Origin of the sequence: Egicoccus halophilus (assembly GCF_004300825.1) — a bacterium.
Classification (GTDB): Bacteria; Actinomycetota; Nitriliruptoria; order Nitriliruptorales; family Nitriliruptoraceae; genus Egicoccus; species Egicoccus halophilus.
Window position 1 is genome coordinate 1614786 of the sequence record NZ_CP036250.1, and the last position, 22406, is coordinate 1637191.

Consider the following 22406-nt stretch of genomic DNA (forward strand, 5'->3'; position numbering starts at 1 on the left):
CGCGTGGCGTCGCGGCTCAGGTCTCGCGGGCGGTGACCTCGGCGGCCTCGCGTGCCCGCCGGCGTCGCGCGGTCGCGATCGCCACGCCGATCAGTACCAGTGGTGCGCCGAACGCGAACGGCCCGGCCGGCAGTTCGTCGAGCAGCAGCCAGGCGAGCAGTCCGGCGCCGACCGGTTCGGAGAGCACCACGATCGACACCACGGTGGCCGGCACGCTGGCGAGCAACGTGTTGAACACGGTGTGGCCGAGCAACTGCGGACCGATCACGATCCCGGCGATGGCGAGCCAGGTGGTCGGGGCGTAGCCCACCAGCGGTACGCGCAGCAGCAGGCACACGACGAGCAGGACCAGGGCGGCCCAGGCGTACACGACGCACGAGTACACCGTCGCGGGGACGTCACGTCGGGCGACCCGCCCGACGAGCAGGTAGCCGGTGATGGCGATCGCCCCACCGAAGGCCATCGCGTCCCCCAGCAGCGCCTGCCGGCCGAAGTCCAGTGCCGTGGCGTCACCGACCCCGATCACGACCGCCCCCACGATCGTCAGCGCCATGCCGACCACCGTGCGGCGCTCGGTCCGCTCGTGCAGCCACCACCAGCCGCCCAGCGCGACGAACACCGGCGACATGGTGACCAGGGTCACCGCGCTGGCCACGGTGGTCAACGCCAGTGCCCCCTGGAACAGCGCGAAGTGCAGCGCCAGGGAACACCCGGAGCCGAACAGCTGTCGGTGGCGGACGGTCGTCAGTGGCCGACCCGCTCGGCGCTGGCGGCGCACGGCCGACGGGGCCAGCGCCAGTGCCCCCAGGGCCGTGCGCCAGAAGGCCACGGCGAGGGCCGGTGCGCTGCCCTGGGCGGCGGTGGCGACCCCGGGGTCCTCGCCCATGGCGACGCGGGCCAGGATCGCCGACGTCGACACCGCGACGGCGCCGATCAGCAGGCCGAGCAGGACGGCAGGGCGGGGAAGGGGGCGCACACGGCGATCCTAGTGCCGCTACACCTGGGTCCATGGACGCCATGGATCTGCTGCGCACCCTGCTCGAGCCCTCGCGTCTCGCCGTGGTCGGCGCCGTCGCGCTGCGCTGGGCGAGTGCCGACGACCTCGCGACGTCGACCGGTGTCCGCCGTCGGGACGTCGTACGCACGCTCGCGCCGCTGGTGCAGGCCGGGTTGGTCACGCGCGAGGGGGAGCGCTACCGCCTCGACGAGGCCGCCTGGCGGTCGGTGTCGCAACAGCTGCCACAGGCCGCACCACCGCACCCGCGGATCGCCTTCGGCATGACATCCGACGAGGCGGACGTCCTCGGTCGGTTCTTCACCGGCCAGCGGCTGACCGAGATCCCCGCCTCGTGGAGCAAGCGCCTGGTCGTGCTCGAACGGTTGGCGCTCGAGTTCGAGCCCGGGCGCCGTTACACCGAGGCGGAGGTCAACGCACTGCTCGCACCGTTCCACGACGACTACGCGAGCCTGCGACGCCACCTCGTCGACGAAGGGCTGCTCGACCGCGACCGGGGGGTCTTCTGGCGCTCGGGCGGGCGCGTGGTCTGACCCGTGTGGGTGGTCCGACCCGGGCGGGTGGTCCGACCCGGACGCGACGGGACGGCCCGCACCTGCACGACGAGCCCCTCGGCCCAGGCGACGGCGCGCGCGAGGCCGACGAACAGCGTCGGGACCAGCGCCACGACGACGAGCAGGCCCAGCAGCGCCAACAGTTCGAACGAGGCCACCGTCTGCCTTCCACCGGGACTCGGCGGACGAGGGTACGGCGGCGGGGCGCCGGGTGCGCTGCGTCAGTCGCTGCGGGTGATCCGACCTTCGGCATCGATGTCCGCGGTCAGCGCCTCGTCGCCGGCGACGACCTCGAGCCGGTGTCCGTCGCCATCGGCGTGCAGGGAGGTGCGGACCTCGGCCCGCGGATCCACGGCCGCCAGGACCGTCACCAGCGCGAGGTCGTCGGTGGTGTGGCGGAACTCGACCGTCGGTGCCGCGACGCGCTCGTGCACCCGCGGTGAGCGCCAGCCCTGGTAGGGATCCTCCCGGCCGACGACGACCTCGGTGCCGTCCGACGGTACGGAGGTCCCGGGCCACGGGACCTGCTCGACGACCAGCGTCGTGTCGTCGGCCTCGGCCTCGACCCGTCCCGGAGCGGTCACGTGCGCCGTCAGCTCGGCGGGCAGGTGCCAGTGCTGGGTCATGGTCCGCGGCTCCGGCCCGGCTGCGCGGTCGAGCACGACGACCACGTCGGGGGAGGAGGCGATCATCACGGTCCGCTCCCGAGGGAAGCGCGGGTACGACGGGTCGCGGACCGCGAGGACGTCCGCACCGTCGCGGAAGTCGGTCACGAGCAGCTCGGTCGGCGCGCTGTCGAACGGCTCGTCCTCGATCGTGAGCACGTTGTGCGCCCGCAGGCCACGCAGGAACGCCCGGTAGGACGTGTCCTGGTACCCCACGTGGCCGGAGTCGACGAGCAGGTCGCGGCCGCGGGCGTACCAGAGCAGCGAGGTGCGGTCCTCGTGGCCGTGCACGAGGCGTTCGGGGCCGAAGCGCAGTGCCCACCAGGACGCGTCGGTGAAGTCCTGACCGCCCGTGCCCCACGAGGAGCGGCCGAAGGCGTACCCGACCTCGAACACCGCGGTGCGCGCGTCGGGCGGCGTCCCCTGCGCACCGAGGTGGTGCGCGTGGGCCATCGGGGTGCCCTCGACGTCGTCGGGACGGTCCGTGGCGTACGAGTCACCGATGTTGGGCAGGTGGCCGTCGGGCTTGGTGGCGTGGGCGAGGAAGGCCGGCATGGCCTCGACGCGCTCGCGCAGGTCGTCGGACACCTCGTCACCGCAGTGCTCGACGTGGTCGAGCAGCAGCGCGAACCGGCGGTGGACGTAGAGGTCGTAGCCCGGTGCCTGCTCGTTGCTGCCGCCGTCGGGATGCAGGGCGGCCGCGGCGAGCACCTCGGTGCGCTCGCGGGCGTGGTCGCGCAGGTCGTCGTCCTCGAGCGCGCAGCCGACCGCGTACAGGGCGAGGTTGTCGTCGAGCCCGTGATTCCAGTCCCCGCTGTAGTGCTCGATCAGGAACTCGGCGTGGTCGGCCAGGAGTTCGTCGAGTCCGTCGGCCGGTCCCGTCCGCTCGCGCAGGCAGATGAGCACGTTGGCGCGGTGGCGGACCGCCTCGGCGGCCTGCCCGGTCAGCTCGGCGACCTCGTGTCGCTCGGCCCAGTCGGCCACCACGTCCTGGGCGAAGCGCAGGCCCGCGGGGTCCTCGGCACGGATCGCCGACCCGAGCCAGCGCAACGAGGAGAACCACAGCCGCCAGGTCGCGTCGCCGTAGGGGTCCAGACCCCAGTCGATCCCCCCGGCGCCGTCGCGGACGTCCACGGGCGCGCGGTCGTTGAGGACCACCTGGCCGGCGAGCACGTCGTCGAGCGGGTTCGCGCGACCCAGTCCCGAGAACCCGGGACACAGCGGCGCGTCGGCCGCGGGACCGGGTCCGGGGTCGCCACCGGCGACGTCCGTCGCCGGCCCGTCCGGAGCGGACGGGTCGGGCGGGGGCGGGGGCGCGGCCTCGTCGACGGTCGGGGTCTCGGCCGGTCGCGTCCGTGTCGGGTCGAGGACGGCGTCCGACGCGGTGTCCGGGCCGGCGAGGTCACCGGCCGGGGACGACCAGGGAGGCGAGGGCGAGGCGCCGACGAGAACGCTCGTCAGCAGTGCGAGCGCGGCCACCGCGGCGATCCCGATGCCGCCACGTGCCGCTGCCCGCGTTCGCATGCACCCCGTCCTGGTCGAACCGGCAGCACGCTAACCAGCGCGGCCGACGGGCGGTCGTGCCCGCCACCGCGGATCGGACGGCGGCCGGCCACCAGCCGGCCTACAGGTCGGTGGCGAAGGCCCGGAGACGGTGGGCGTGGGAGGGGTGCCGGAGCTTGGCCAGCGTCTTCTTCTCGATCTGCCGGATCCGCTCGCGGGTGACGCCGTAGAGCTCGCCGATCTCCTCGAGCGTGCGGGGCTCGTCGCCCGACAGCCCGTAGCGCAGCTCGAGCACGCCCCGTTCGCGTTCGTGGAGGCTCTCGAGTGCCAGCACCACCTCGCGGCGCGCCATGCCCGCCGTGGCGAGCAGCTCCGGGTCCTCGGCGTCCTCGTCGGCGACGAGGTCGCCGAGCGTGGCGTCGCTGTCCTCGCCGACGCTGCGGTCCAGCGAGGTGATCTCGCGGCCGGCCAGGCGCAGCTCACGCAGTCGTGGCAGGCTCAACCCGAGGTCCTCGGCGACCTCCTCGTCGGTGGCCTCGCGCCCGAGCGTCTGCAACAGCTCGAACTCGGTGCGCCGCACCTTGGCGACCAGTTCGTGCACGTGCACCGGGAGGCGGACCGAGCGGGCCTTGTTCGCGGTGCCGCGCGTGAGGGCCTGACGGATCCACCAGGTCGCGTAGGTCGAGAACTTGTAGCCCTTGGTGTGGTCGAACTTCTCCACGCCGCGCATCAGCCCGAGGTTGCCCTCCTGCACCAGTTCCAGCAGGGACAGGCCGCGGCCGAGGTAGCGCCGGGCGACCGACACGACCAGCCGCAGGTTCGCGGTGACCAGCCGTTCCTGTGCGCGTGCGCCGTCCTCGACCAGACGCCGCAGCTGTGCGCGGCGCGGGCTCGGGAGGGCGTCGCGCTGGAGCGCGGTCGCCGCGGCCACGCCCGCGTGGTAGCGCTTGGCGAGGTCGACCTCCTCCTCGGCCGTGAGCAGCGCGACGCGGCCGATGGCGTTGAGGTAGTGGCGGACACCGTCGGTGGTGGACGTGAGCAGTGACGACGGCGGTGGAGGCACGTCGCTGGTCAGGTCGTCGACCACCTCCAGCCCGGCGTCACGGGCGATGGTGGCGATCTCGTCCGGCCAGCCGGCGGGATCCTCGAGCGGGTCGTGCAGCTCGTGGATCTCGCTCAGCAGGACGTACCCACGCCCCGCCGCCCGCGACCACAGCTCCTGCAGTCCGGTCCGGTCCGCGATGATGCCCGTCTCGGCCACGCTCACCCCCCGGCATGCCCCCGGATCGCCCCGGTGGCGCCTGCTCGTCCACGCTCGCTCGCACCCTACCGGCCGGCTGCCCCAACCGGACCTGCGGATTCGTGGCGGCGACGACCCCGGCACGGACTCTCAGCTGTTCTTCAGTTCGGTCCACGGTGGGTCCCCCACCCGGCGTGCGTGGCTCAGTCGACGGTGAGCTCGAGCCAGCGGTCCTCGGCGGCGGTCAACTCCCCCTCGACCTGGTGGAGCTCGGCCTGCAGTCGGCCCAGCCGGGCGACATCGGTGGCGGCCGCGGCCATGTCGGCGTGCAGACGGTCCCGACGCGCCCCGAGGCGCTCGACCTGCTGCTCGAGCCGGCGTGCCTCCTTGCGGGCCGCCTGCCGGGCCTTGTTGTCCTGGGCGCTGGCCGTGGGGGCCGCGGCCTCGGCGGCCGCGCGGTCGGCGGCGGCGCGGGTCCGCAGCCGGTGCTCGTTGCGGTAGGACTCCCAGTCGAGGTGCTCGGTGAGCCGGCCGTGTTCCACGGCGACGATGCGGTCGGTGAGCCGGTCGAGTACGTAGCGGTCGTGCGAGGCGACCACCAGGGTGCCCCGGAAACCGTCGAGGTGGTCCTCGAGGACCGTGAGCGTGTCGAGGTCGAGGTCGTTGGTGGGCTCGTCGAGCACCAGCACGTTGGGCGCGGCGACCAGCAGGTGCAGCAGCGCGACCCGCCGACGCTCGCCGCCCGAGAGCCGTTCCAGCGGGGTGCGCTGCAGTTGTCCGTCGAAGCCGAAGCGCTCCGCCAACCGGTGCGCGGGCAGCGTCTCGCCGTTGGCGAGCGGGACGAACGGGGCGATGTCGAGCACCGTGTCGAGCACGGTGCGGTTCTCGTCACCGGCGCTGCTGCCGGCTGAGGTGGGTCCCGCCGGTCCCGGGGCTCGCAGTTCCTGCTCGTAGAGCGCCAACTCGACCGTGGTACCGACACGGACCTCACCCGCGTCCGGCGCGAGCCGACCGGTGAGCACGTGCAGCAGGGTGGTCTTGCCGGCCCCGTTGGGACCCACGATCCCGACCCGCTCGCCCGGGCCGATGCCGAGGTCGACACGGTCGAGCACCGTGTGCTCGCCACGGCGGACGGTGACCTCGCGCAGGTCGAGCACGTCGTTGCCGAGCCGGGTGCGTCCGGTGCCGAGGTCCAGCGGCTTCGCCTCGAGGTCCCCGGCGGCCGCATCGCGCAGGACCTCGACCTGCTCGACCCGGAACCGGGGCTTGGAGGAGCGGGCCTTGGGGCCGCGACGCAGCCAGGCGACCTCCTTGCGCAGCAGGTTGCGGGCGCGGGCGGTGGAGCGCTCGCGCGAGGCGGCCCGTTCGGCGCGGGCCTCGAGCAGCGACGAGTACGACCCCTCGTGCCAGTGGACCTGGCGGGGTCGCTCCGTCCCGGACGTGCCGGCGTCGGCGAGGTCGAGCATCCGGTTGGCGAGCCGCTCGAGCACGTAGCGGTCGTGGGTGACCAACACCAGCCCGCTCGCCCGCCGCCGCAGTTCGTCCTCGAGCCAGTCGATGGTGTCGACGTCGAGATGGTTGGTCGGCTCGTCGAGGATCAGCAGGTCCGAGGGCGCGAGCAGGGTCTGCGCGACCGCGACGCGCCGTCGCTGGCCGCCCGACATCCGCGCGGTGGACTGCTCGGGGTCGATGCCGACCACGTCGAGCAGCCGTTCGGCCTCGTGCGGTGCCGCGGTGGGATCCCCGGCGAGCACGACGTCGAGCGCGCGTTCGTCGGTGAGGCGGGGCTGCTGCGAGAGCATCCCGATGCGCAGGCCGCTGCGCGGGACGACGCTGCCGGCGTCGGGCGGGCGCTCGCCCGCGATGATCCGCAGCAGCGTGGTCTTCCCCGAGCCGTTGGGGCCGACCAGGCCGACGCGATCGTCCGAGGTCAGGCCGAAGGAGGCGCCCGTGAAGAGGGTCCGGCCCTCCACGGACGCCGCGACGTTGTCGAGCGACATCAGGTGCATGGCGGCGGAGGGTAGGCTCATCGGCTCGCCACCGCCGTTTCCGCGAGGCCCGTCGTGATCTCCCTGTCCGGTGTCGGTGTCTCGTTCGGGGCCCGCACGCTGTTCTCCGACGTCTCGTTGCGGTTCCCGCCGGGGCGGCGCGTCGCGCTCGTCGGTGGCAACGGTGCCGGCAAGACCACCCTGCTCAACGTGGTCGTCGGCAACCGGGAGCCGGACCAGGGCACCGTGAGCCGGCCCAAGGACCTGCGCATCGGCTGGCTGCCGCAGGACGTCGTCGACGCGGTCGGGGAATCGGGCACGGTGCTCGGGCACGTCCTCGAGGGCGCCGGTCACATCCTGCAGTTCGAGACCGAGCTGCGTGAGCTCGAACGGCGCATCGAGCACACCACCGACGAGGCCGAGCAGGAGCGGTTCCTCGGCCGCTACGCGCACGTGCAGGACCGCTTCACCCAGCTCGGCGGCTACGAGGTCGAGGCCGAGGCGCACCGGGTGCTGGCCGGTCTCGGGTTCGCGCCCCAGGACGCCGACCGGTCCACGGGCGAGCTCTCCGGCGGCTGGCGGGTGCGGGTCGCCCTGGCCCGGCTGCTGCTGAGCAAGCCGGACCTGCTGGTGCTCGACGAGCCGACCAACCACCTCGACCTCGACACCATCGCGTGGCTGGAGCAGACCCTGGCGGACCTGCCGGGCGGCCTGTTGTTCGTCAGCCACGACCGTGACTTCATCGACGCGGTCGCCGACCGGATCGTCGAGGTCGCGGCCGGCACCGCCACCGAGTACACGGTGCGGGGTGGCACGACCGCTGCCGAGCAGGGTGGGTTCGCCTCGTTCGTCGCCCAGCGCGAGGAGCGCCTGGCCCAGTTGCGGGCCGCCAAGTCGCAGCAGGACCGCCAGCTGGCCCAGGCGGAGCGGTTCATCGAGCGCTTCCGCTACAAGGCGTCCAAGGCGCGCCAGGTCCAGTCCCGCATCAAGGCGGTCGACCGCGTCGAACGCATCGACATCCCCGACCACCGCCAGCTCGTGGCCCGGTTCGCCTTCCCCGAACCCCAGCGCTCGGGGCGGGTCGTCGCCGAGTTGTCGGGCGTACGGATGTCCTACGGCGACACGGCCGTGCTCGACGGCGTCGACCTGGTCATCGAACGGGGCCGCAAGGTCGCCATGACCGGACCGAACGGCGCGGGAAAGACCACGCTGCTGCGCCTGCTGGCCGGATCGCTGTCCGCCGACGCGGGCGAGATCACGTTGGGGCACAACGTCGACGTGGCGGTGGTCGACCAGCACCAGGCCGAGGTGCTCGACCTCGACCGCACCGTCGTGGAGGAGTTCCGCACCGCGTTGGGGGAGCGCCACCGGCAGGTCAACGCCCGCACGATGCTGGGGGCGTTCGGGTTCCCGGGTGACCTCGCCGACCGGCGGGTGGGGGAGCTCTCCGGCGGCGAGCGCACCCGGCTGGGACTGGCCAAGGTGATGGCGTCGCCGGTGAACCTGCTGCTGCTCGACGAACCGACCAACCATCTCGACCTCGCCAGCCGCGACGTCCTCGAGGACGCGCTGCTGGCCTATCCGGGCACGGTGCTGCTGATCACCCACGACCGCCACGTCATCCGTGGTGTCGCCGACGCCATCGTCGAGGTCGGTGGCGGCCGCGCCCGGTGGTTCGACGGCACCTTCGAGGAGCTGCAGTCCCGCCGCGCCGCGAACCCCGGTGCACGCGGTGGCGCGCCCACGAGCCGGCGGCCCGCCGACGGACGCCCTGCTGGCACGAGCCCGGCGGCCGGTTCCGGGAACGGACGCGGCGGGAACGGACGCGGCGGCGAGGGACGCGGTGGCGAGGGACGCGGTGGCGAGGGACGCGGACCGGTCGACAAACGCCGGGCGGCCGAGCGGCGCAACGCCCGCCACCAGGCGACCAAGGACCTCAAGCGCGAGGTCGCGCGCGTCGAGAAGGAACTGGCGCGTGTCGAGGCGCGCGTCGCCGAGCTCACTCGCGAGCTCGCCGACCCGGACGTGTACGCCGACGGGAACCGGGTCAAGGGGCTGGTGGCCGAGCACGGTCAGGCCAAGGACCGCGCGAGCGACCTGATGACCGCCTGGGAGGACGCCCAGACCCGTCTCGAGCAGGCCGAGGCCGAGATCGAGGACCGCTTCGCCTGAACGCCCCAGGGTCCTGGGGTGCCGTACGGGGCCGGGGTGGCATGACGCCGGTGTCACCTTGCGCGCCGCGGAACGGATGCGCGAACATCGTTCCGTGACGGGAGGCACCGGTGGTCGTCCCGTCGGTCCGACGCCGCGTTGCCCGACCGAACGGAACCGAACGTGCCCGAGCTCTCCGACGCCTACTACGTCGACGGCGTCCGTCTGCCCATCGGGCGGGCCAAGGACACCGGCTACTACGCCGGCACCCGCGCCGACGACCTGTCCGTACGTGCCATCCGTGCGCTGCTGGACCGCAACCCGTCCGTGCCGGCCGACCGGATCGACGACGTGGTCTGGGCCGCGACCGCCCAGGTCGGTGACCAGGGACTGACCCTGGGCCGGTCGCTGGCGATCCTCGCCGGACTCGGCAAGCAGGTCCCCGGCTACGCACTCGACCGCATGTGCGCCGGCGCCCTGACCGCCATCGTCAACGGGGCCAACGCCATCCGCGTCGGCGCGCAGGACCTCGTGCTCGCCGGTGGCGTGGAGCACATGGGCCACCACCCGATGGGGGCCGAGGTCGACCCGAATCCGCGGTTCCTGTCGGACCGCCTCGTCGACGGCTCCGCCCTCGTGATGGGCAACACGGCCGAGAACCTGCACGACGAGTTCCCCGCGGTCACGCGCGAGCGCTGTGACGAGTACGCGCTGGGGTCGCAGGAGCGGGTCGGCAAGGCGCAGGCCGACGGTGCCTTCGACACCCACGTCGTGCCGGCCACGGTGTGGTCGGCCGAGGACGGCTGGCGGGTCGTGCGGGTCGACGAACACCCCCGGCCGGGCACCACGATGCAGGACCTGACCAAGCTGCGCTCGCCGTTCCGCCCCGGCGGGTACGTCACCGCCGGCAATGCGGCCGGCCTCAACGACGGCGCCGGCGGCGTGCTGCTCGCGTCGGGGACGGCCGTCGACGAGTACGGGCTGACGCCGACCATGCGCATCCGCGACTACGTGTTCGTCGGCGTCGAGCCCGAGACGATGGGGTCGGGTCCGATCCCGGCCACCGAGAAGCTGCTCGCACGCCGGGGCCTGTCGATCGACGACCTCGACGTCATCGACATGAACGAGGCCTTCGCGGTCCAGTGCGTCGCCTTCCTCGACCACTTCGGCCTGCCGCTCGACGCGCCGCACGTCAACCCTACGGCGGGGCGATCGCCATGGGCCACCCGCTGGCGTTCTCCGGCGCGCGGCTCGCGATGGAGGTCGCCACCTACTTCCAGCGCACCCCCGACGCCCGGCTCGGGCTGACCACCATGTGTGTCGGGCTGGGCATGGGCGCCGCCGTGCTGTGGGAGCGGGTGTGACCCCCTCCGGACCCGCGGCACGCACCACCTCGACCTCTCTGGGAGTGACCGATGTCTGACGACGCCAACTCGACGGCCACCCGCGACCGGGTGTACACGCGCTTCAAGCTCACCTACGACGACTCGCCGACGGCCGGCCGGCTCGCGATCCTGACCATGGACAACGGTCGGGACCACACCAAGCCCAACACCTTCGGGGCGCAGGCCCTCGCGTCGCTCGACGAGGCCCTCGACGAGTTCGAGACACAGACCGACGTCAAGGGACTGCTGCTCACCGGCAAGCAGTTCATCTTCGCCGTCGGCGCCGACCTGACCCAGTTCACCGGCATGGACGCCGAGGCTGCCCGTGCGGGCGGCGAGGGCGGTCATGCCGTCTTCGCCCGCCTGATGGCGCTGCCGTTCCCGACCCTGGCCGCCATCAACGGCGCCTGCATGGGTGGTGGACTCGAGATCGCCCTGCACTGCGACTACCGCACCGTGTCGACCGGCGCGGCCGCGATCGCGTTCCCGGAGGTGTTCCTGTCGATCGTTCCCGGTTGGGGCGGCACGCAGCTCGCCCCCCGGGTCGTCGGTGCCCGCAACGCCCTCGACGCCATCGTGGTCAACGCGCTCAACAACAACAAGGTGATGAAGCCCCGGGAGGCCTTCGAACGCGGGTTCGCCGACCGGCTGATCGACTCGGCCGTGTTCCTCGACGAGTCGCTCGCCCTGCTCGAGCGATTGGTGACCGGGCAGGAGACCATCGAGCGTCCGGGGGCCGACGGGGTCGACCCGACCGAGGGCCTCGACGAGGCGCTGACCGACGTCCGCGCGTTCGTCGACGCGAAGGTGCACGGCGCCACCCGCGCGCCGTACCTGGCGCTGGAGCTGATCGAGTTCGCCGCCCGTGGTGGTGACCTCGACGAGGGCCGCCGCAAGGAGTCCGAGGCGCTCGCGCAGCTGCTGCCGGCCGACCAGGCCCAGGCGTCGGTCTACGCGTTCGACCTGGTGCAGAACCGGGCGAAGAAGCAGCCCTGGCGACCCGACGCACCGCCACGCCGGCTGTCGAAGGTGGCCGTGGTCGGTGCCGGCCTGATGGGTGCCCAGCTCGGTGCCCTGCACCTGCAGCGACTCGAACTGCCGCTGGTGCTGAAGGACATCGACGAGGGCGTTCTCGACCGCTGCCGCGAGCACGTCGAGGGCGAACTCGACAAGCAGGTGGCCAAGGGCCGCCTCAAGCCCGGCAAGGCCGCGTTCCTCAAGGGGCTGGTCACCTACACCACCTCGTACGACGACGTCCGGGGCGCCGACTGGGTGATCGAGGCCGTCCTCGAGCGCATGGACCTCAAGCAGGCCATCTTCGCCGACCTCGAGGAGGTGCTCGACGAGGGCGCCGTCCTGGCCACCAACACCTCGTCGCTGTCGGTGGGGGAGATGGCGGCGAAGCTTGCGCACCCGGAACGGGTCGTCGGGTTCCACTTCTTCAACCCGGTGGCGGTCCTGCCGCTGGTCGAGGTGATCCGCCCCGAGGGCGTGTCCGACGCGGCGATGGCGACCGCCTTCGACGTGGCGAAGAAGCTGCGCAAGACCGGCGTGCAGTGCGCCGACCGGCCGGCGTTCATCGTCAACCGGTTGCTCAGCCGCTTCAACGGCACCGCCGTGCAGGCGTTGCGGCGCGGCAACGACTTCCGCGAGATCGACGAGGCGGTCAAGGGCCTCGGGCTGCCGATGGGGCCGTTCGAGCTGTTCGGCCTGGTCGGGCTCCAGGTCGCGTTCCACACCGCCGAGACGCTCGCCGAGGCCTTCCCCGACCGGTTCGTGATCGACGACAACTTCCGCGCCATCGCCCACGCCGACGTGCCGGGGATCTACGACTGGTCCGCCGGCGGTGAGGTCTTCGCGGCGGTGCGTGCGGCCGTCGAGGTGGACGCGGACGCGACGCCGATGAGCGCCGACGAGATCCGCCGGGTGGCGCTCGAGGCAGCCGCCGACGAGTGTGCGCGGATGCTCGACGACGGCACGGTCGCCGACGCCCGCGACATCGACACCGGCATGATCCTCGGTGCGGGCTTCCCGTTCTTCCTCGGTGGGCTGTGCCGACACCTCGACCAGACCGGAATCAGCCAGGCCGTCGCCGGCCGTCCCCTGGTCACCGCCGAGGACCACGCCCAGACCCCCTGACCCGCGAATCGCCACGCCGGGCCGCGTGCGGGCGGTCCGGTCGGCGTCCGCCCGCGGCCGCCCCCGCGCGACGGCACACGTGCGTCCTGGTCCGAACCACCGGTCCAGGACGCACGTGCGTCGGGGGCGCCTCCGTGCGTGCGTCCTGGTCCGGATCTCGCCGGCCGGGGACGCACGTGCGTCGGGCCTGGCGCCTTCGGGGGCCTGGCGCCTTCGGGGGCCCTGGCGCCTTCGGGGGCCTGGCGCCTTCGGGGGCCCTGGCGCCTTCGGTGGGGCCTCGTTGCGCTTTCCGGGTCAGCGCCCGTTGCGCTTTCCGGGTCAGCGCCCGCCGGCGCGACGCGTGGCACGCAGCTCGAGGCACGTGCGGAGCACCGCGACGAACTCCGGCCACTCGCGGTGGAACATCTCCCACGTCAGCCCGAGCACGAGCCACTGGTCGCCGGCCGCGGCGATGGCGTTCTGCCGCTCCACGTCACGCTTCAGTTGTGCCGCGCTGGCGTGGAAGCTGAACCCGAGGCACTCGACGGCCACACCCTGTGCGAGCCACACGAGATCGAAGAACCGGGGCCCGAGGTGCGTCTTTACCGCCTCCTGCTGACGGTCGGGCGCCAGTCCCTCCTCGCGCAGTCGTCCGACGGCGTGGAACTCGAAGCCCGAGTCCGAGCCGTCGTCCTGCAACTCCGAGACGAGTGCAGACAGTCGGCGACGCCCGGGGAACCGTTGGTCGCGCTCGAGCAGCGCGGCGACCTCGGCGAGGATCGCCCGGTCCCGGACCCGCGCGTCGATGACGAGGTTGCGCAAGCGCGCCGCGTCGGCACGCCGGGCCAGCTCGCGCAGCATCCGAGCGGCCGTGACCACCGCGACGCCATCGATCGTCGTGCGGTCCACGGCCGGCAGCGACCGCGTCCGACGTGCGACCAGCTGTTGGGTGGTGATGTCGCCGACACCGACCGGACGCAGCAGTTCGACGCGGGCGGGGGCGGCTCGGAGCAGGCCGTGGAGGTTCGCTGCCGTCCAGCCCGTGGCGACGCTGCCCGCCACGCCCCGCGTCGCACCGTAGGCACGGGCCACCCCGGAGGCCGGAGCTCCGGGCAGCAACCAGACGCCGGGGGCCACCATCCGCCATCGCTCACGCTGCGCCTTCGACTGCAGCGTCTGCCGCGGGATCCCGGCCATCGGCGCGTCCGCGAGACACACGACCCCGTGCCGCGCGATCCGGTGCAGTTCGTACCATCCCATGCCTGGCAGTCTTGCGGACGCACCGCCGCAGCGACCGCCCGGCAGGCATCTCACGGTGGACAACCGCACCGCGGCCGGCCGGCCCGCGGCCTGGACGCACGTGCGTCGAAGCACGGGTCCGTGCGGATGAGGACGCACGTGCGGATCGTCGGTCCACGCACGTGCGTCGAAGGACGGGTCCGTGCGGATGAGGACGCACGTGCGTCGGCCAAGGGCCGGCCGGGAGGCGGGGGTAGGCGCGCAGGTGAGAGGAGGGCGGCCAACACGCGTGAGGGGAGCGCGGTGAACCGGCGTGAGAAGGCCGGTGGGGACGTCGACGGCCGGCGCCTGGGGCGCCGGCCGTCGCCGAGTGCGTGGGTGGAGCGCTTCCGGTCAGCGGTCGGTGACCTGGACGTAGTCGCGCTCGCCCTCGCCGACGTAGAGCTGGCGGGGCCGGACGATGGCCTGCTCGCTGTCGAGCAGGTTCTCCTGCCAGTGCGCGAGCCAGCCAGGGATGCGCCCCATGGCGAACAGCACGGGGAACATCGAGGTCGGGAAGCCCATCGCCTGGTAGATGATCCCCGAGTAGAAGTCGACGTTGGGGTAGAGCTTGCGCTGGACGAAGTACTCGTCCTCGAGCGCGATTTTCTCGAGCTCCACCGCGATGTCGAGCAGCGCGTTCTTGCCGGTGACCTCGAACACCTCGTGGGCGAGCTGGCGGATCACCTTCGCGCGCGGGTCGTAGTTCTTGTACACCCGGTGGCCGAAGCCCATCAGGCGGAACTTGCCCTCCTTGGCGGCCTTGACGTAGTCGGGGATCTGATCGACCGAGCCGATCTCCTCGAGCATCGTCAGCACGGCCTCGTTGGCGCCGCCGTGCTTGGGTCCGTACAGCGCCGAGGTGGCACCGGCCGCCGCCGAGTAGGGGTCGGCGTCCGACGATCCGATGGTGCGCATGGTGGTCGTCGAGCAGTTCTGCTCGTGGTCGGCGTGCAGGATGAGCAGCACGTCCATGGCACGCTCGAGCACCGGGTCCGGCTCGTACTTGAGCTCGGTGGTCTTCCACATCATGTTGAGGAAGTTGCCCGCGAACGACAGGTCGTTGTCGGGATAGGCGTAGCGCATCCCGACCGAGTGCCGGTAGGCGAAGGACGCCAGCGTCGGGAACTTCGCGATCAGCCGGACGATCTGCTTGTGCCGGTTGTCGGCGTCACCGATGTCCTTGGCCTCGGGGTAGAAGGTCGACAGGGCCCCGACCGTCGACACGAGCATCCCCATCGGGTGCGCGTCGTGGTGGAACCCGTCCATGAACTGCTTGATGTTCTCGTGGATGAACGTGTGGTGCGTGATCTCGTACACCCACCCGTCGAGCTGGTCCTGCGTCGGCAGCTCGCCGTTGATGAGCAGGTAGGCGACCTCGAGGAACGACGAGTTGTCCGCGAGCTGCTCGATCGGGTAGCCGCGGTAGCGCAGGATGCCGGCGTCGCCGTCGATGAAGGTGACGTCGCTGCGGACGTTGGCCGTGTTCTTGAACGCCGGGTCGTAGGCGAGCAGGCCGAAGTCGTCGTCGTCCACCTTGATCTGGCGCAGGTCCATCGCCCGGATCGCGCCGTCCTCGACCGGGACCTCGTAGGTGCGCCCGGTGCGGTTGTCGGTGATGGTGAGCGTGTCCTTGTTTTCGCTCATCGGGCAGGGGTCTCCTGGTAGGTCGAGAGCGGCGGGGATCACCCCCGAAACTAGCGGGCGCGTCGCCCGACCGCGTTCTCGGGGCTCGGCCGGGGAGGCAGACGCCGACGGTGGTCCGGGCGCGTCAGGCCGAGCCGGTGTCCCGCGCGCGCTCGGCGATGCGCTGCAGCGCGGCGGCGAGCACGCGGGCCTCGTCCTCGTCGAGCAGGGACGTGAAGTGCTCGTCGACCCCCCGCAGGTGCGTCGGAGCGGTCGCCTTGAGCGTGGCGAACCCGTGCTCGGTCAGCTCCGCGAAGGTGCCGCGACGGTCGTCGGGGCAGGCCGCCCGTCGCACGAGCCCCTCCGACTCCATGCGATCGACCAGCCGGGTCAGGCCGCTCTTGGACAGCAGCACCGCCTCGGCGAGCTCCTGCATGCGCAGGCGCTGGTCGTCCGCCTCCTGCAGGTGCACCAGCACGTCGTACCAGGCCAGCGGCAGGTCCACCTCGTCACGCAACTCGCGGGCGAGGACCTCGGTCACGCGCGCGTGCGCCTCGAGGAACGCCCGCCAGGCCGCCAGGCGTTCGGCGGGGATCCGGCCCGGGCGGTCGGTCGGGGAGGTCGCTGCGGTGCTCGTGCTCATGGCGGCGCAGCGTACCCCGCGCCGCGGGGCGCGGTCCGCGAAGGCCGACGCGACCGCGCCGATGTCCCGGCCCCCAGCATGCCGGTCAGCCGACCGTGTCGTCCGCTCCGGCGTCCTGGACCGTGACGGTGCCGGTGGCCCCGGACGGCTGACAGAGCGGGCACCAGTACACGAGGCGCTGCTGCTCACCGAGATGTCCCGACGCCACCGGGATCCCGCAGCGTCGACAGGGCTGGGCGCCGCGGCCGTACACCCACAACGTCCCCGGTGGTGCGCCGGTCACGGTCGTGCGCTCGGCGGCGTCGAGGTTGGCGCGCAGCAGCCGGCCGGCCGTGGCGAACAGGGCGTCGACCACCGTGTCGGGCACCGTCCCGAGCACGGCGTGCGGGTCGACGCCGTGGAGGAACGCGACGTCGCAGCGGTAGACGTTGCCGATCCCGCACGCGACGGTCTGGTCGAGCAGTACCTCGCCGATCGCACGCGACGGGTCCTGGCGGGCGACGCGTTGGCGCACCTCGTCGAGGTCGGGTGCGGGGTCGCACAGGTCCGGACCGAGCCGTCGCAGGGCGGGATGACGGCGCAGCCCGGACTGGTCGAGGATTTCGACGACCGGTGCGGCGAAGCACACCGCCACCGCACCGGGGACCGCCAGCACGACCCGGGCCGCCCGCGGCGACTTCCGCCACCGCTCACCCGGCCGGTAGACGTGCCACGAACCGGTCATGCGCTGATGGGTGTGCACGACCAGGCCGTCGGAGGTGGTGATGAGCAGGTGCTTGCCACGGGCCTCGACCCGTTCGACGGTCGCGCCGATCGCCGGTAGCGGCGGTCGGACACGCGGGACCTCGACGCGGGTCAGCGGCTTGCCGACCAGCACCGGGCGCAGCGCCGCGGCCGTGCGATGAATCGTGTCTCCCTCGGGCATGAACTCAGCGTACGACGCGTCGGCGACCCGCCACGGCGCGCACCACCGCCCCGGCAACGCCGACACACGCGACGAGCCCCCGCACGCGGCGGGGGCTCGTCGGTGTCCGGTGGCCGGCGGAAGGCCGGCCGACGGTGGGATGCGGCGTGAGCCGCTCCCACCGACGCTGCTCTCAGAGGTCGTACGGACGCAGGGTGCCGCGGCCGTTCTCCTTGGCACGCGCAGCGGCGTCCTGGAGCAGCGCGTTGATCTTTTCGTTGAGCGCGTCGGGAAGGCTCGAGTCCATCCGCAGCTCGAGGCCCTTGACGGCCTCCTTCACCTTGCTCTGCACGATCAGCGATTCCGCCATGACGGTCTCCTTCGGTGTGAATTTCGGGAGCGGACCGGCCGGGGACCATAGAACCCGTGCTGCACACAACGCCAGCACCCGACCCGCGCCGAAGGGGCCCGGCCACGCGACGGGCGGCTCAGGAACGACGCGTCAGACCCCGGTAGCCGACGGTGAAGCCGGCCTGCTCCAGGGCCGCGACCCACGTGGGCTGCTCGTGGACGGCGACGCCGTCCACCCGGGTGACCTCGAGCTTGCGCAGCCGGCCGCCGCTGACCAGCCACCCCAGGGCGGCGAGCCATCGCTGCGGTGGCTGCGGATGGCCGAAGGTGGCCAGGCTGCGCCCGCCGCGCTCGATGAACAGCGCCGGTCGACCGTCCACGAGGAGCACGAACGCGCCGGCCGCCCGCGCGGGTCGCCCCGGGCTGTCGGGCCAGGGCAACGCGGCGCCGTAGGGCTGGGCCGGGTCGGTGGCGGCGAGAAGCACGACCCGGCCCTCGCCACGGTCGGCGGCGTCGACGTACAGCTCCTCCTCGGGCACCTCCCGATGTCCGCGAAGGCGGTCCATCGCCCCGGAAACGGCGAATTGCGCCGCTCCGAGGCCGGAGACGACGTAGCCGCGCCGGACCTGACCGGCCTCCTCCATCGCCTTGAGCACCGGATAGACCGCACTGAACCCGCCAACGATCGACTCGACACGCAGCGCCTCCCGGGTGAGCACCCCGTGGCGCTCGAGCAGCTGCTCGGCGAGCGCATGGGTGCGCTCGGTCCGGGTCGGGGCGGGGGTGAGCAGGTCCCGGGTCAGCGACCAGCGCCCCTGGGCCGACGGCGGTCCCAGGCGGGTGAGCCGTCCCGGACGTGGGCGGCCACCCCGCCCGCCGGTACCACCGCGCCGCGGCGCCCCCAGGGCACGGACCGGCGCGTAGGTGTCGTTGGTGACCTCGCCGGCCCACACGAGGTCCCACAGGGCGGCCAACACGAGATCCTGGTCGGCGACCCCCGAGGCGGCGAACAACTCGGGCCAGAACGACGCACCCCGCTGCGCGAGGTGCGCACGCAGGGCGTCGTGCACGTCGCCCTCGGGCGGTTCGCCGACCGGTTCGGGTGCCAGCAGCGCCACCTGGTCACGGAAGCACAGCACCACCCGTCCGTCGCTGGCACCGAGCGGTTCGACCCCCAGCCACACCACCTCACCGGCGGCCACGAGCTGGTCGAGGTCACTGGCCCGGTAGCCATCGAGGCGGGCCGGCAGCACGTCGGCCTCGAGCACCGACGCCGGCACCGGCACCCCCTGCAGCTGCCCGACCGTCTCCACCAGCGCGTCGAGTCCGCGTCGCGAGCCGCCCGACGCCGCCCGCACCTGCTGCCACACGGGCAGGAACCGGCCCAGCGCCCCGGCGTCGACCGGCTCGACCTCGGCCCGCAGCGCCGCGAGCGAGCGTCGCTTGAGCCGGCGCAGCACCTCGCGGTCGACCCACTCACGCTGCACGCCCCCCGGTCGGAACTCGCCATGCAGGACCCGGTCCTGGCGCTCCAGCCAGCGCAGGGTCGCCTCGACCCGTTCGACCGGGAGCGTCAGCCGGGCCGCGCACTCACCGATGGGGAACGGGCCGTGGGTGCGGGCGTAGCGGGCGACGAGGTCGCCGAGCGGGTCGTCGACGGGGTCGGTGAAGGCCGCGGGCAGGCCCGGCGGCAGGGCCACGCCGATCGCGTCGCGCAGCCGGCTCGCGTCCTCGGCGGCGGCGTAGCGCACCTCGCCGCCGAGGCGGACCTCGATGGCGCGGCGCTCGGTCAGCAGCTGCTCCAGCCAGCCGGTCGGGTCCTCGACGGCCCGCTCGGCGAGCTCGGCCGCGGTCAGCTCGCCCAGTCGGCGCAGCACGTCGTGCAGTTCGTCGGCGTCCCGGGCCCGACGGTCGAGGCCCGCCTCGACCTCGCCCACCCCGGCGGGGGCGTCCAGCGGCGCGAGATGCTGGAGCTCGCGCTCGAGGGCGGCAAGCACGTCGGCGTCGAGCAGCTCGCGCAACTCGTCGCCGCCGAGCAGTTCACGCAGCAGATCGGCGTCCAACGCCAGTGCCGCCGCGCGACGCTCGGCCAGCGGTGCGTCGTACTCGTACATGTACTGCCCGACCCAGCCGAACAGCAGCGACTGGGCGAACGGGGACGCCGAGGGGGTCTCGACGGTGACCAGGCGCACCTTGCGCGCCCGCAGGTCGCGCAGCAGGTCGCGCAGTCCGGGCAGGTCGAACACGTCCTGCAGACACTCGCGCGTGGCCTCGAGCAGGATCGGGAAGCTCGGGTAGCGCGAGGCGACCTGGAGCAGGTCGGCGGCGCGCTGGCGTTGCTGCCACAGGGCCGTGCGCTGGCCCGGGCGGCGCTTGGGCAGCAGCAGCGCCCGGCCGGCGGCCTCGCGGAACACGGTCGTGAACAGGGCCGTGCCGGCGAGCTGGTCCACGACCAGCGACTCGACCTCGTCGGGGTCGATCAGCAGCTCCTCGAGAGGAAGCTCCTCCTCCGCCTCCTGCAGTCGCACGACGATCCCGTCGTCGGCCCACAGCATCTCCGGATCGAGTCCGACCGCACGCAGGCGGCGTTCGATCGCCATCGCCCACGGCGCGTGGACCTGCGCCCCGAACGGCGAGAGCAGGCACACCCGCCAGTCGCCGAGCTCGTCGCGGAAGCGCTCGACGACGATCGTCCGGTCGTCGGGCAGCGCGCCGGTGACCTGTGCCTGCTCCTCGAGGTAGGCCACGAGGTTGTCGGCCGCCCACGGGTCGAGGTCGGCCTGCTCGCGCAGCCGGGCCACCTCGGCGTCGCGGTCGTCGCCGGCGGCGGCGTGGACCTCGCGGTGGAAGGTGCCGATGGCCCGGCCGAGCTCGAGCGGCCGCCCGGGGCCGTCACCGTGCCAGAACGGCAGCTTGCCGGGCTCACCGGGCGCGGGGGTGACCACGACCCGCTCGTGGGTGATGTCCTCGATGCGCCAGGTCGAGGCGCCGAGCACGAACGTCTCGCCGGGCCGCGACTCGTGGACCATCTCCTCGTCGAGCTCGCCGACCCGCGTGCCGTCGGGCAGGAACACGCCGAACAGGCCCCGGTCGGGGATGGTCCCCGGGTTGGTGACCGCCAGGCGCTGCGCGCCGGCGCGGCCCCGCACCGTCCCCGCCACGCGGTCCCACACCAGCCGGGGTCGCAGCTCGCTGAACTCGTCGGACGGGTAGCGGCCCGCGAGCAGGTCGAGCACGGCGAACAGCACCTCGTCGGCCAACTCGGCGAACGGCGCCGCCCGGCGCACGACCTCGGCGAGGTCCTCGATCGTCCACTCCTCGAGCGCGACCATCGCCACGACCTGCTGGGCGAGCACGTCGAGCGGGTTGCGCGGGTAGCGGGTCGACTCGATCTCGCCCGCGTGCATGCGCTGCACGACGACGGCGGTCTCGACCAGGTCCCCGCGGTACTTGGGGAACAGCACCCCGCGCGAGGGCTCGCCGACCTGGTGGCCGGCACGGCCGATGCGCTGCAGGCCGCGGCTGACCGCACCGGGGGAGGCGACCTGCACGACCAGGTCGACCGCGCCCATGTCGATGCCGAGCTCCAGCGAGGAGGTCGCGACGAGTCCGCGCAGCCGCCCGGACTTGAGCTCGTCCTCGATGGCGAGGCGCCGCTCGCGTGACAGCGAGCCGTGGTGGGCCTTGACCAGCTCGGGCGGTGGGGCGTCGCGGTCCCGCCCGTAGTCGTCGAGTGCCGCCTCGAGCTCCGCTCCCTGCAGGCCCTGCGCCCGCAGACTCGCCTCGTGCTCACGCAGGGCGTGCAGCTCGTTGAGCTTGGCGGCCAGGCGTTCGGCGAGCCGGCGGGCGTTGACGAAGATCAGCGTCGATCGGTGCTCGAGCACGAAGTCGAGCAGCCGTGGGTGCACCGCCGGCCAGATCGAGCGTCGCGCCGGCCCGGCCGCGGCGGGACCGCCGGACAGCGGCAGCGCGTCCTCGCTCGGCAGCTCCGAGCCGAGGTCGCCCATGTCCTCGACCGGGACGACGACCTGCAACTCCAGTGGCTTGCGCACCCCGGCGTCGACGATCGTCACCGGCCGTGGGCGCCCCTGCTCCTGCCCGCCGAGGAACCGGGCGACCTCGTCGAGCGGTCGTTGCGTGGCCGACAGCGCCACCCGCTGCGGCGCGGGCCGCGGTGCCTGGTCGGGTTCGAGCCCGCCGTGGCGGACCTCGTGCTCGAGCCGTTCGAGGCTGAGCGCGAGGTGGCTGCCGCGCTTGGTGGGTGCGAGCGCGTGGATCTCGTCGATGATGACGGTCTCGACGGAACGCAGCGTCTCGCGTGCCCGCGACGTCAGCATCAGGTACAGCGACTCGGGCGTGGTGATCAACACGTCCGGCGGGGTGCGGCGCAGGCGTTCGCGCTCGCTCGCGGGTGTGTCCCCGGTCCGCACGCCGACCTCGGGCCGGTGCACCGCCGTCGCGGCGTCCCCGCCCCGGCCACCGTGCCCGAGCCGCTCGGCCGCGAGGCGGATGCCCTCGATCGGGGCCCGCAGGTTGCGGTCGACGTCGACGGCCAGGGCCCGCAGCGGGGAGACGTACACCACCCGCAGCCGTTGGTCCTTGGCCGGCACCGGCGCGGTCATGAGCCGGTCGATCGCCCACAGGAACGCGGTCAGCGTCTTGCCCGAGCCGGTCGGCGCGAGGATCAGGGTGTGCTCGCCCGCCGCGATCGCCGGCCAGCCCTGGACCTGCGCGCCGGTCGGCGCCGCGAAGGTGGTCGCGAACCACGTGCGCACCGGCGGGCTGAAGCGGGACAGGACCGCGTCGGCGTCGTCGACCGGGTCGTCGCGCGGGCGGTCTGCGGGCTTCGGGTCGCTCATCGCGGCGACGCTAATGGGTGTCGACCGTCCGGTGTTACTGCAGGATGGTCGAGAGCCGCCGGTCGGTCAGCACTGTATGACGCAGGACCTCGAGTTCTACGGCTAGATCGTGCGCCGGCTGGTCGG

13 protein-coding genes and 1 pseudogene are annotated in these 22406 nt (G+C 73.1%); 4 read left to right on the top strand and 10 right to left on the bottom strand.

Features of this window, described 5'->3' with window-relative positions:
- Positions 1 to 16: 16 nt before the first annotated feature.
- Entirely contained in the window at positions 17 to 976 is a 960-nt protein-coding gene (locus ELR47_RS07210) for a DMT family transporter (protein ID WP_130649280.1), read from the bottom strand.
- A gap of 41 nt (positions 977 to 1017) precedes the next feature.
- Between ELR47_RS07210 and ELR47_RS07215 the strand changes: the two genes are divergently transcribed.
- Positions 1018 to 1548, top strand: coding sequence for a DUF2087 domain-containing protein (locus ELR47_RS07215; protein ID WP_130649281.1), 531 nt, complete (start codon positions 1018 to 1020; stop codon positions 1546 to 1548).
- A 242-nt stretch (positions 1549 to 1790) separates the two neighbouring features.
- Here ELR47_RS07215 and ELR47_RS07220 read toward each other — a convergent pair whose 3' ends face one another.
- The 3 genes from ELR47_RS07220 to ELR47_RS07230 all read right to left on the bottom strand — a co-directional run bounded on the left by ELR47_RS07220 (position 1791) and on the right by ELR47_RS07230 (position 7007).
- A complete protein-coding gene (locus ELR47_RS07220; RefSeq protein ID WP_130649282.1) occupies positions 1791 to 3758 on the bottom strand; it encodes a heparinase II/III domain-containing protein in 1968 nt (655 codons plus the stop codon).
- A gap of 100 nt (positions 3759 to 3858) precedes the next feature.
- Positions 3859 to 4998: a sigma-70 family RNA polymerase sigma factor gene (locus tag ELR47_RS07225; protein WP_205745500.1), complete on the bottom strand. Its 1140-nt coding sequence runs from the start codon at positions 4996 to 4998 to the stop codon at positions 3859 to 3861.
- Positions 4999 to 5180: 182 nt separating this feature from the next.
- Positions 5181 to 7007 carry an ABC-F family ATP-binding cassette domain-containing protein gene (locus ELR47_RS07230; RefSeq protein WP_130649283.1) on the bottom strand — a complete coding sequence of 609 codons (1827 nt, stop codon included), beginning with the start codon at positions 7005 to 7007 and terminating at the stop codon, positions 5181 to 5183.
- A gap of 33 nt (positions 7008 to 7040) precedes the next feature.
- Between ELR47_RS07230 and abc-f the strand changes: the two genes are divergently transcribed.
- The 3 genes and pseudogenes from abc-f (at position 7041) to ELR47_RS07245 (ending at position 12640) form a co-directional block, all read left to right on the top strand.
- On the top strand, positions 7041 to 9137 hold the full coding sequence (abc-f, locus tag ELR47_RS07235; RefSeq protein WP_130649284.1) for a ribosomal protection-like ABC-F family protein: 2097 nt from the start codon (positions 7041 to 7043) through the stop codon (positions 9135 to 9137).
- A 162-nt stretch (positions 9138 to 9299) separates the two neighbouring features.
- A pseudogene (locus ELR47_RS07240) lies at positions 9300 to 10480 on the top strand (thiolase family protein).
- A gap of 51 nt (positions 10481 to 10531) precedes the next feature.
- Positions 10532 to 12640 (top strand): 3-hydroxyacyl-CoA dehydrogenase NAD-binding domain-containing protein, encoded by a 2109-nt coding sequence (locus ELR47_RS07245; RefSeq protein WP_130649285.1) that lies wholly within the window; start codon positions 10532 to 10534, stop codon positions 12638 to 12640.
- A gap of 318 nt (positions 12641 to 12958) precedes the next feature.
- On the opposite strand, the gene ELR47_RS07250 is transcribed toward ELR47_RS07245, so the two are convergent.
- The 6 genes from ELR47_RS07250 to ELR47_RS07275 form a co-directional block, all read right to left on the bottom strand.
- A complete protein-coding gene (locus tag ELR47_RS07250) occupies positions 12959 to 13879 on the bottom strand; it encodes a type IV toxin-antitoxin system AbiEi family antitoxin (RefSeq protein ID WP_130649286.1) in 921 nt (306 codons plus the stop codon).
- 372 nt (positions 13880 to 14251) lie between these two features.
- Positions 14252 to 15544: a citrate synthase gene (locus tag ELR47_RS07255; protein ID WP_130649287.1), complete on the bottom strand. Its 1293-nt coding sequence runs from the start codon at positions 15542 to 15544 to the stop codon at positions 14252 to 14254.
- A 124-nt stretch (positions 15545 to 15668) separates the two neighbouring features.
- Entirely contained in the window at positions 15669 to 16166 is a 498-nt protein-coding gene (locus ELR47_RS07260) for a MarR family winged helix-turn-helix transcriptional regulator (RefSeq protein WP_130649288.1), read from the bottom strand.
- A gap of 85 nt (positions 16167 to 16251) precedes the next feature.
- Entirely contained in the window at positions 16252 to 17091 is an 840-nt protein-coding gene (locus ELR47_RS07265) for an Fpg/Nei family DNA glycosylase (protein ID WP_130649289.1), read from the bottom strand.
- A 172-nt stretch (positions 17092 to 17263) separates the two neighbouring features.
- Positions 17264 to 17440: a DUF1931 domain-containing protein gene (locus ELR47_RS07270; protein WP_130649290.1), complete on the bottom strand. Its 177-nt coding sequence runs from the start codon at positions 17438 to 17440 to the stop codon at positions 17264 to 17266.
- Positions 17441 to 17558: 118 nt separating this feature from the next.
- Positions 17559 to 22280 (bottom strand): Lhr family helicase, encoded by a 4722-nt coding sequence (locus tag ELR47_RS07275; protein WP_130649291.1) that lies wholly within the window; start codon positions 22278 to 22280, stop codon positions 17559 to 17561.
- Positions 22281 to 22406: the final 126 nt, after the last annotated feature.

What these genes read in the sequence shown, in the direction of transcription:
- ELR47_RS07275 (WP_130649291.1), bottom strand. Translation starts at nt 22,280, where the DNA reads ATGAGCGACCCGAAGCCCGCAGACCGCCCGCGCGACGACCCGGTCGAC.
- ELR47_RS07255 (WP_130649287.1), bottom strand. Translation starts at nt 15,544, where the DNA reads ATGAGCGAAAACAAGGACACGCTCACCATCACCGACAACCGCACCGGG.
- ELR47_RS07245 (WP_130649285.1), top strand. Translation starts at nt 10,532, where the DNA reads ATGTCTGACGACGCCAACTCGACGGCCACCCGCGACCGGGTGTACACG.
- ELR47_RS07265 (WP_130649289.1), bottom strand. Translation starts at nt 17,091, where the DNA reads ATGCCCGAGGGAGACACGATTCATCGCACGGCCGCGGCGCTGCGCCCG.
- ELR47_RS07270 (WP_130649290.1), bottom strand. Translation starts at nt 17,440, where the DNA reads ATGGCGGAATCGCTGATCGTGCAGAGCAAGGTGAAGGAGGCCGTCAAG.
- ELR47_RS07250 (WP_130649286.1), bottom strand. Translation starts at nt 13,879, where the DNA reads ATGGGATGGTACGAACTGCACCGGATCGCGCGGCACGGGGTCGTGTGT.
- ELR47_RS07215 (WP_130649281.1), top strand. Translation starts at nt 1,018, where the DNA reads ATGGATCTGCTGCGCACCCTGCTCGAGCCCTCGCGTCTCGCCGTGGTC.
- ELR47_RS07260 (WP_130649288.1), bottom strand. Translation starts at nt 16,166, where the DNA reads ATGAGCACGAGCACCGCAGCGACCTCCCCGACCGACCGCCCGGGCCGG.
- ELR47_RS07220 (WP_130649282.1), bottom strand. Translation starts at nt 3,758, where the DNA reads ATGCGAACGCGGGCAGCGGCACGTGGCGGCATCGGGATCGCCGCGGTG.
- ELR47_RS07230 (WP_130649283.1), bottom strand. Translation starts at nt 7,007, where the DNA reads ATGAGCCTACCCTCCGCCGCCATGCACCTGATGTCGCTCGACAACGTC.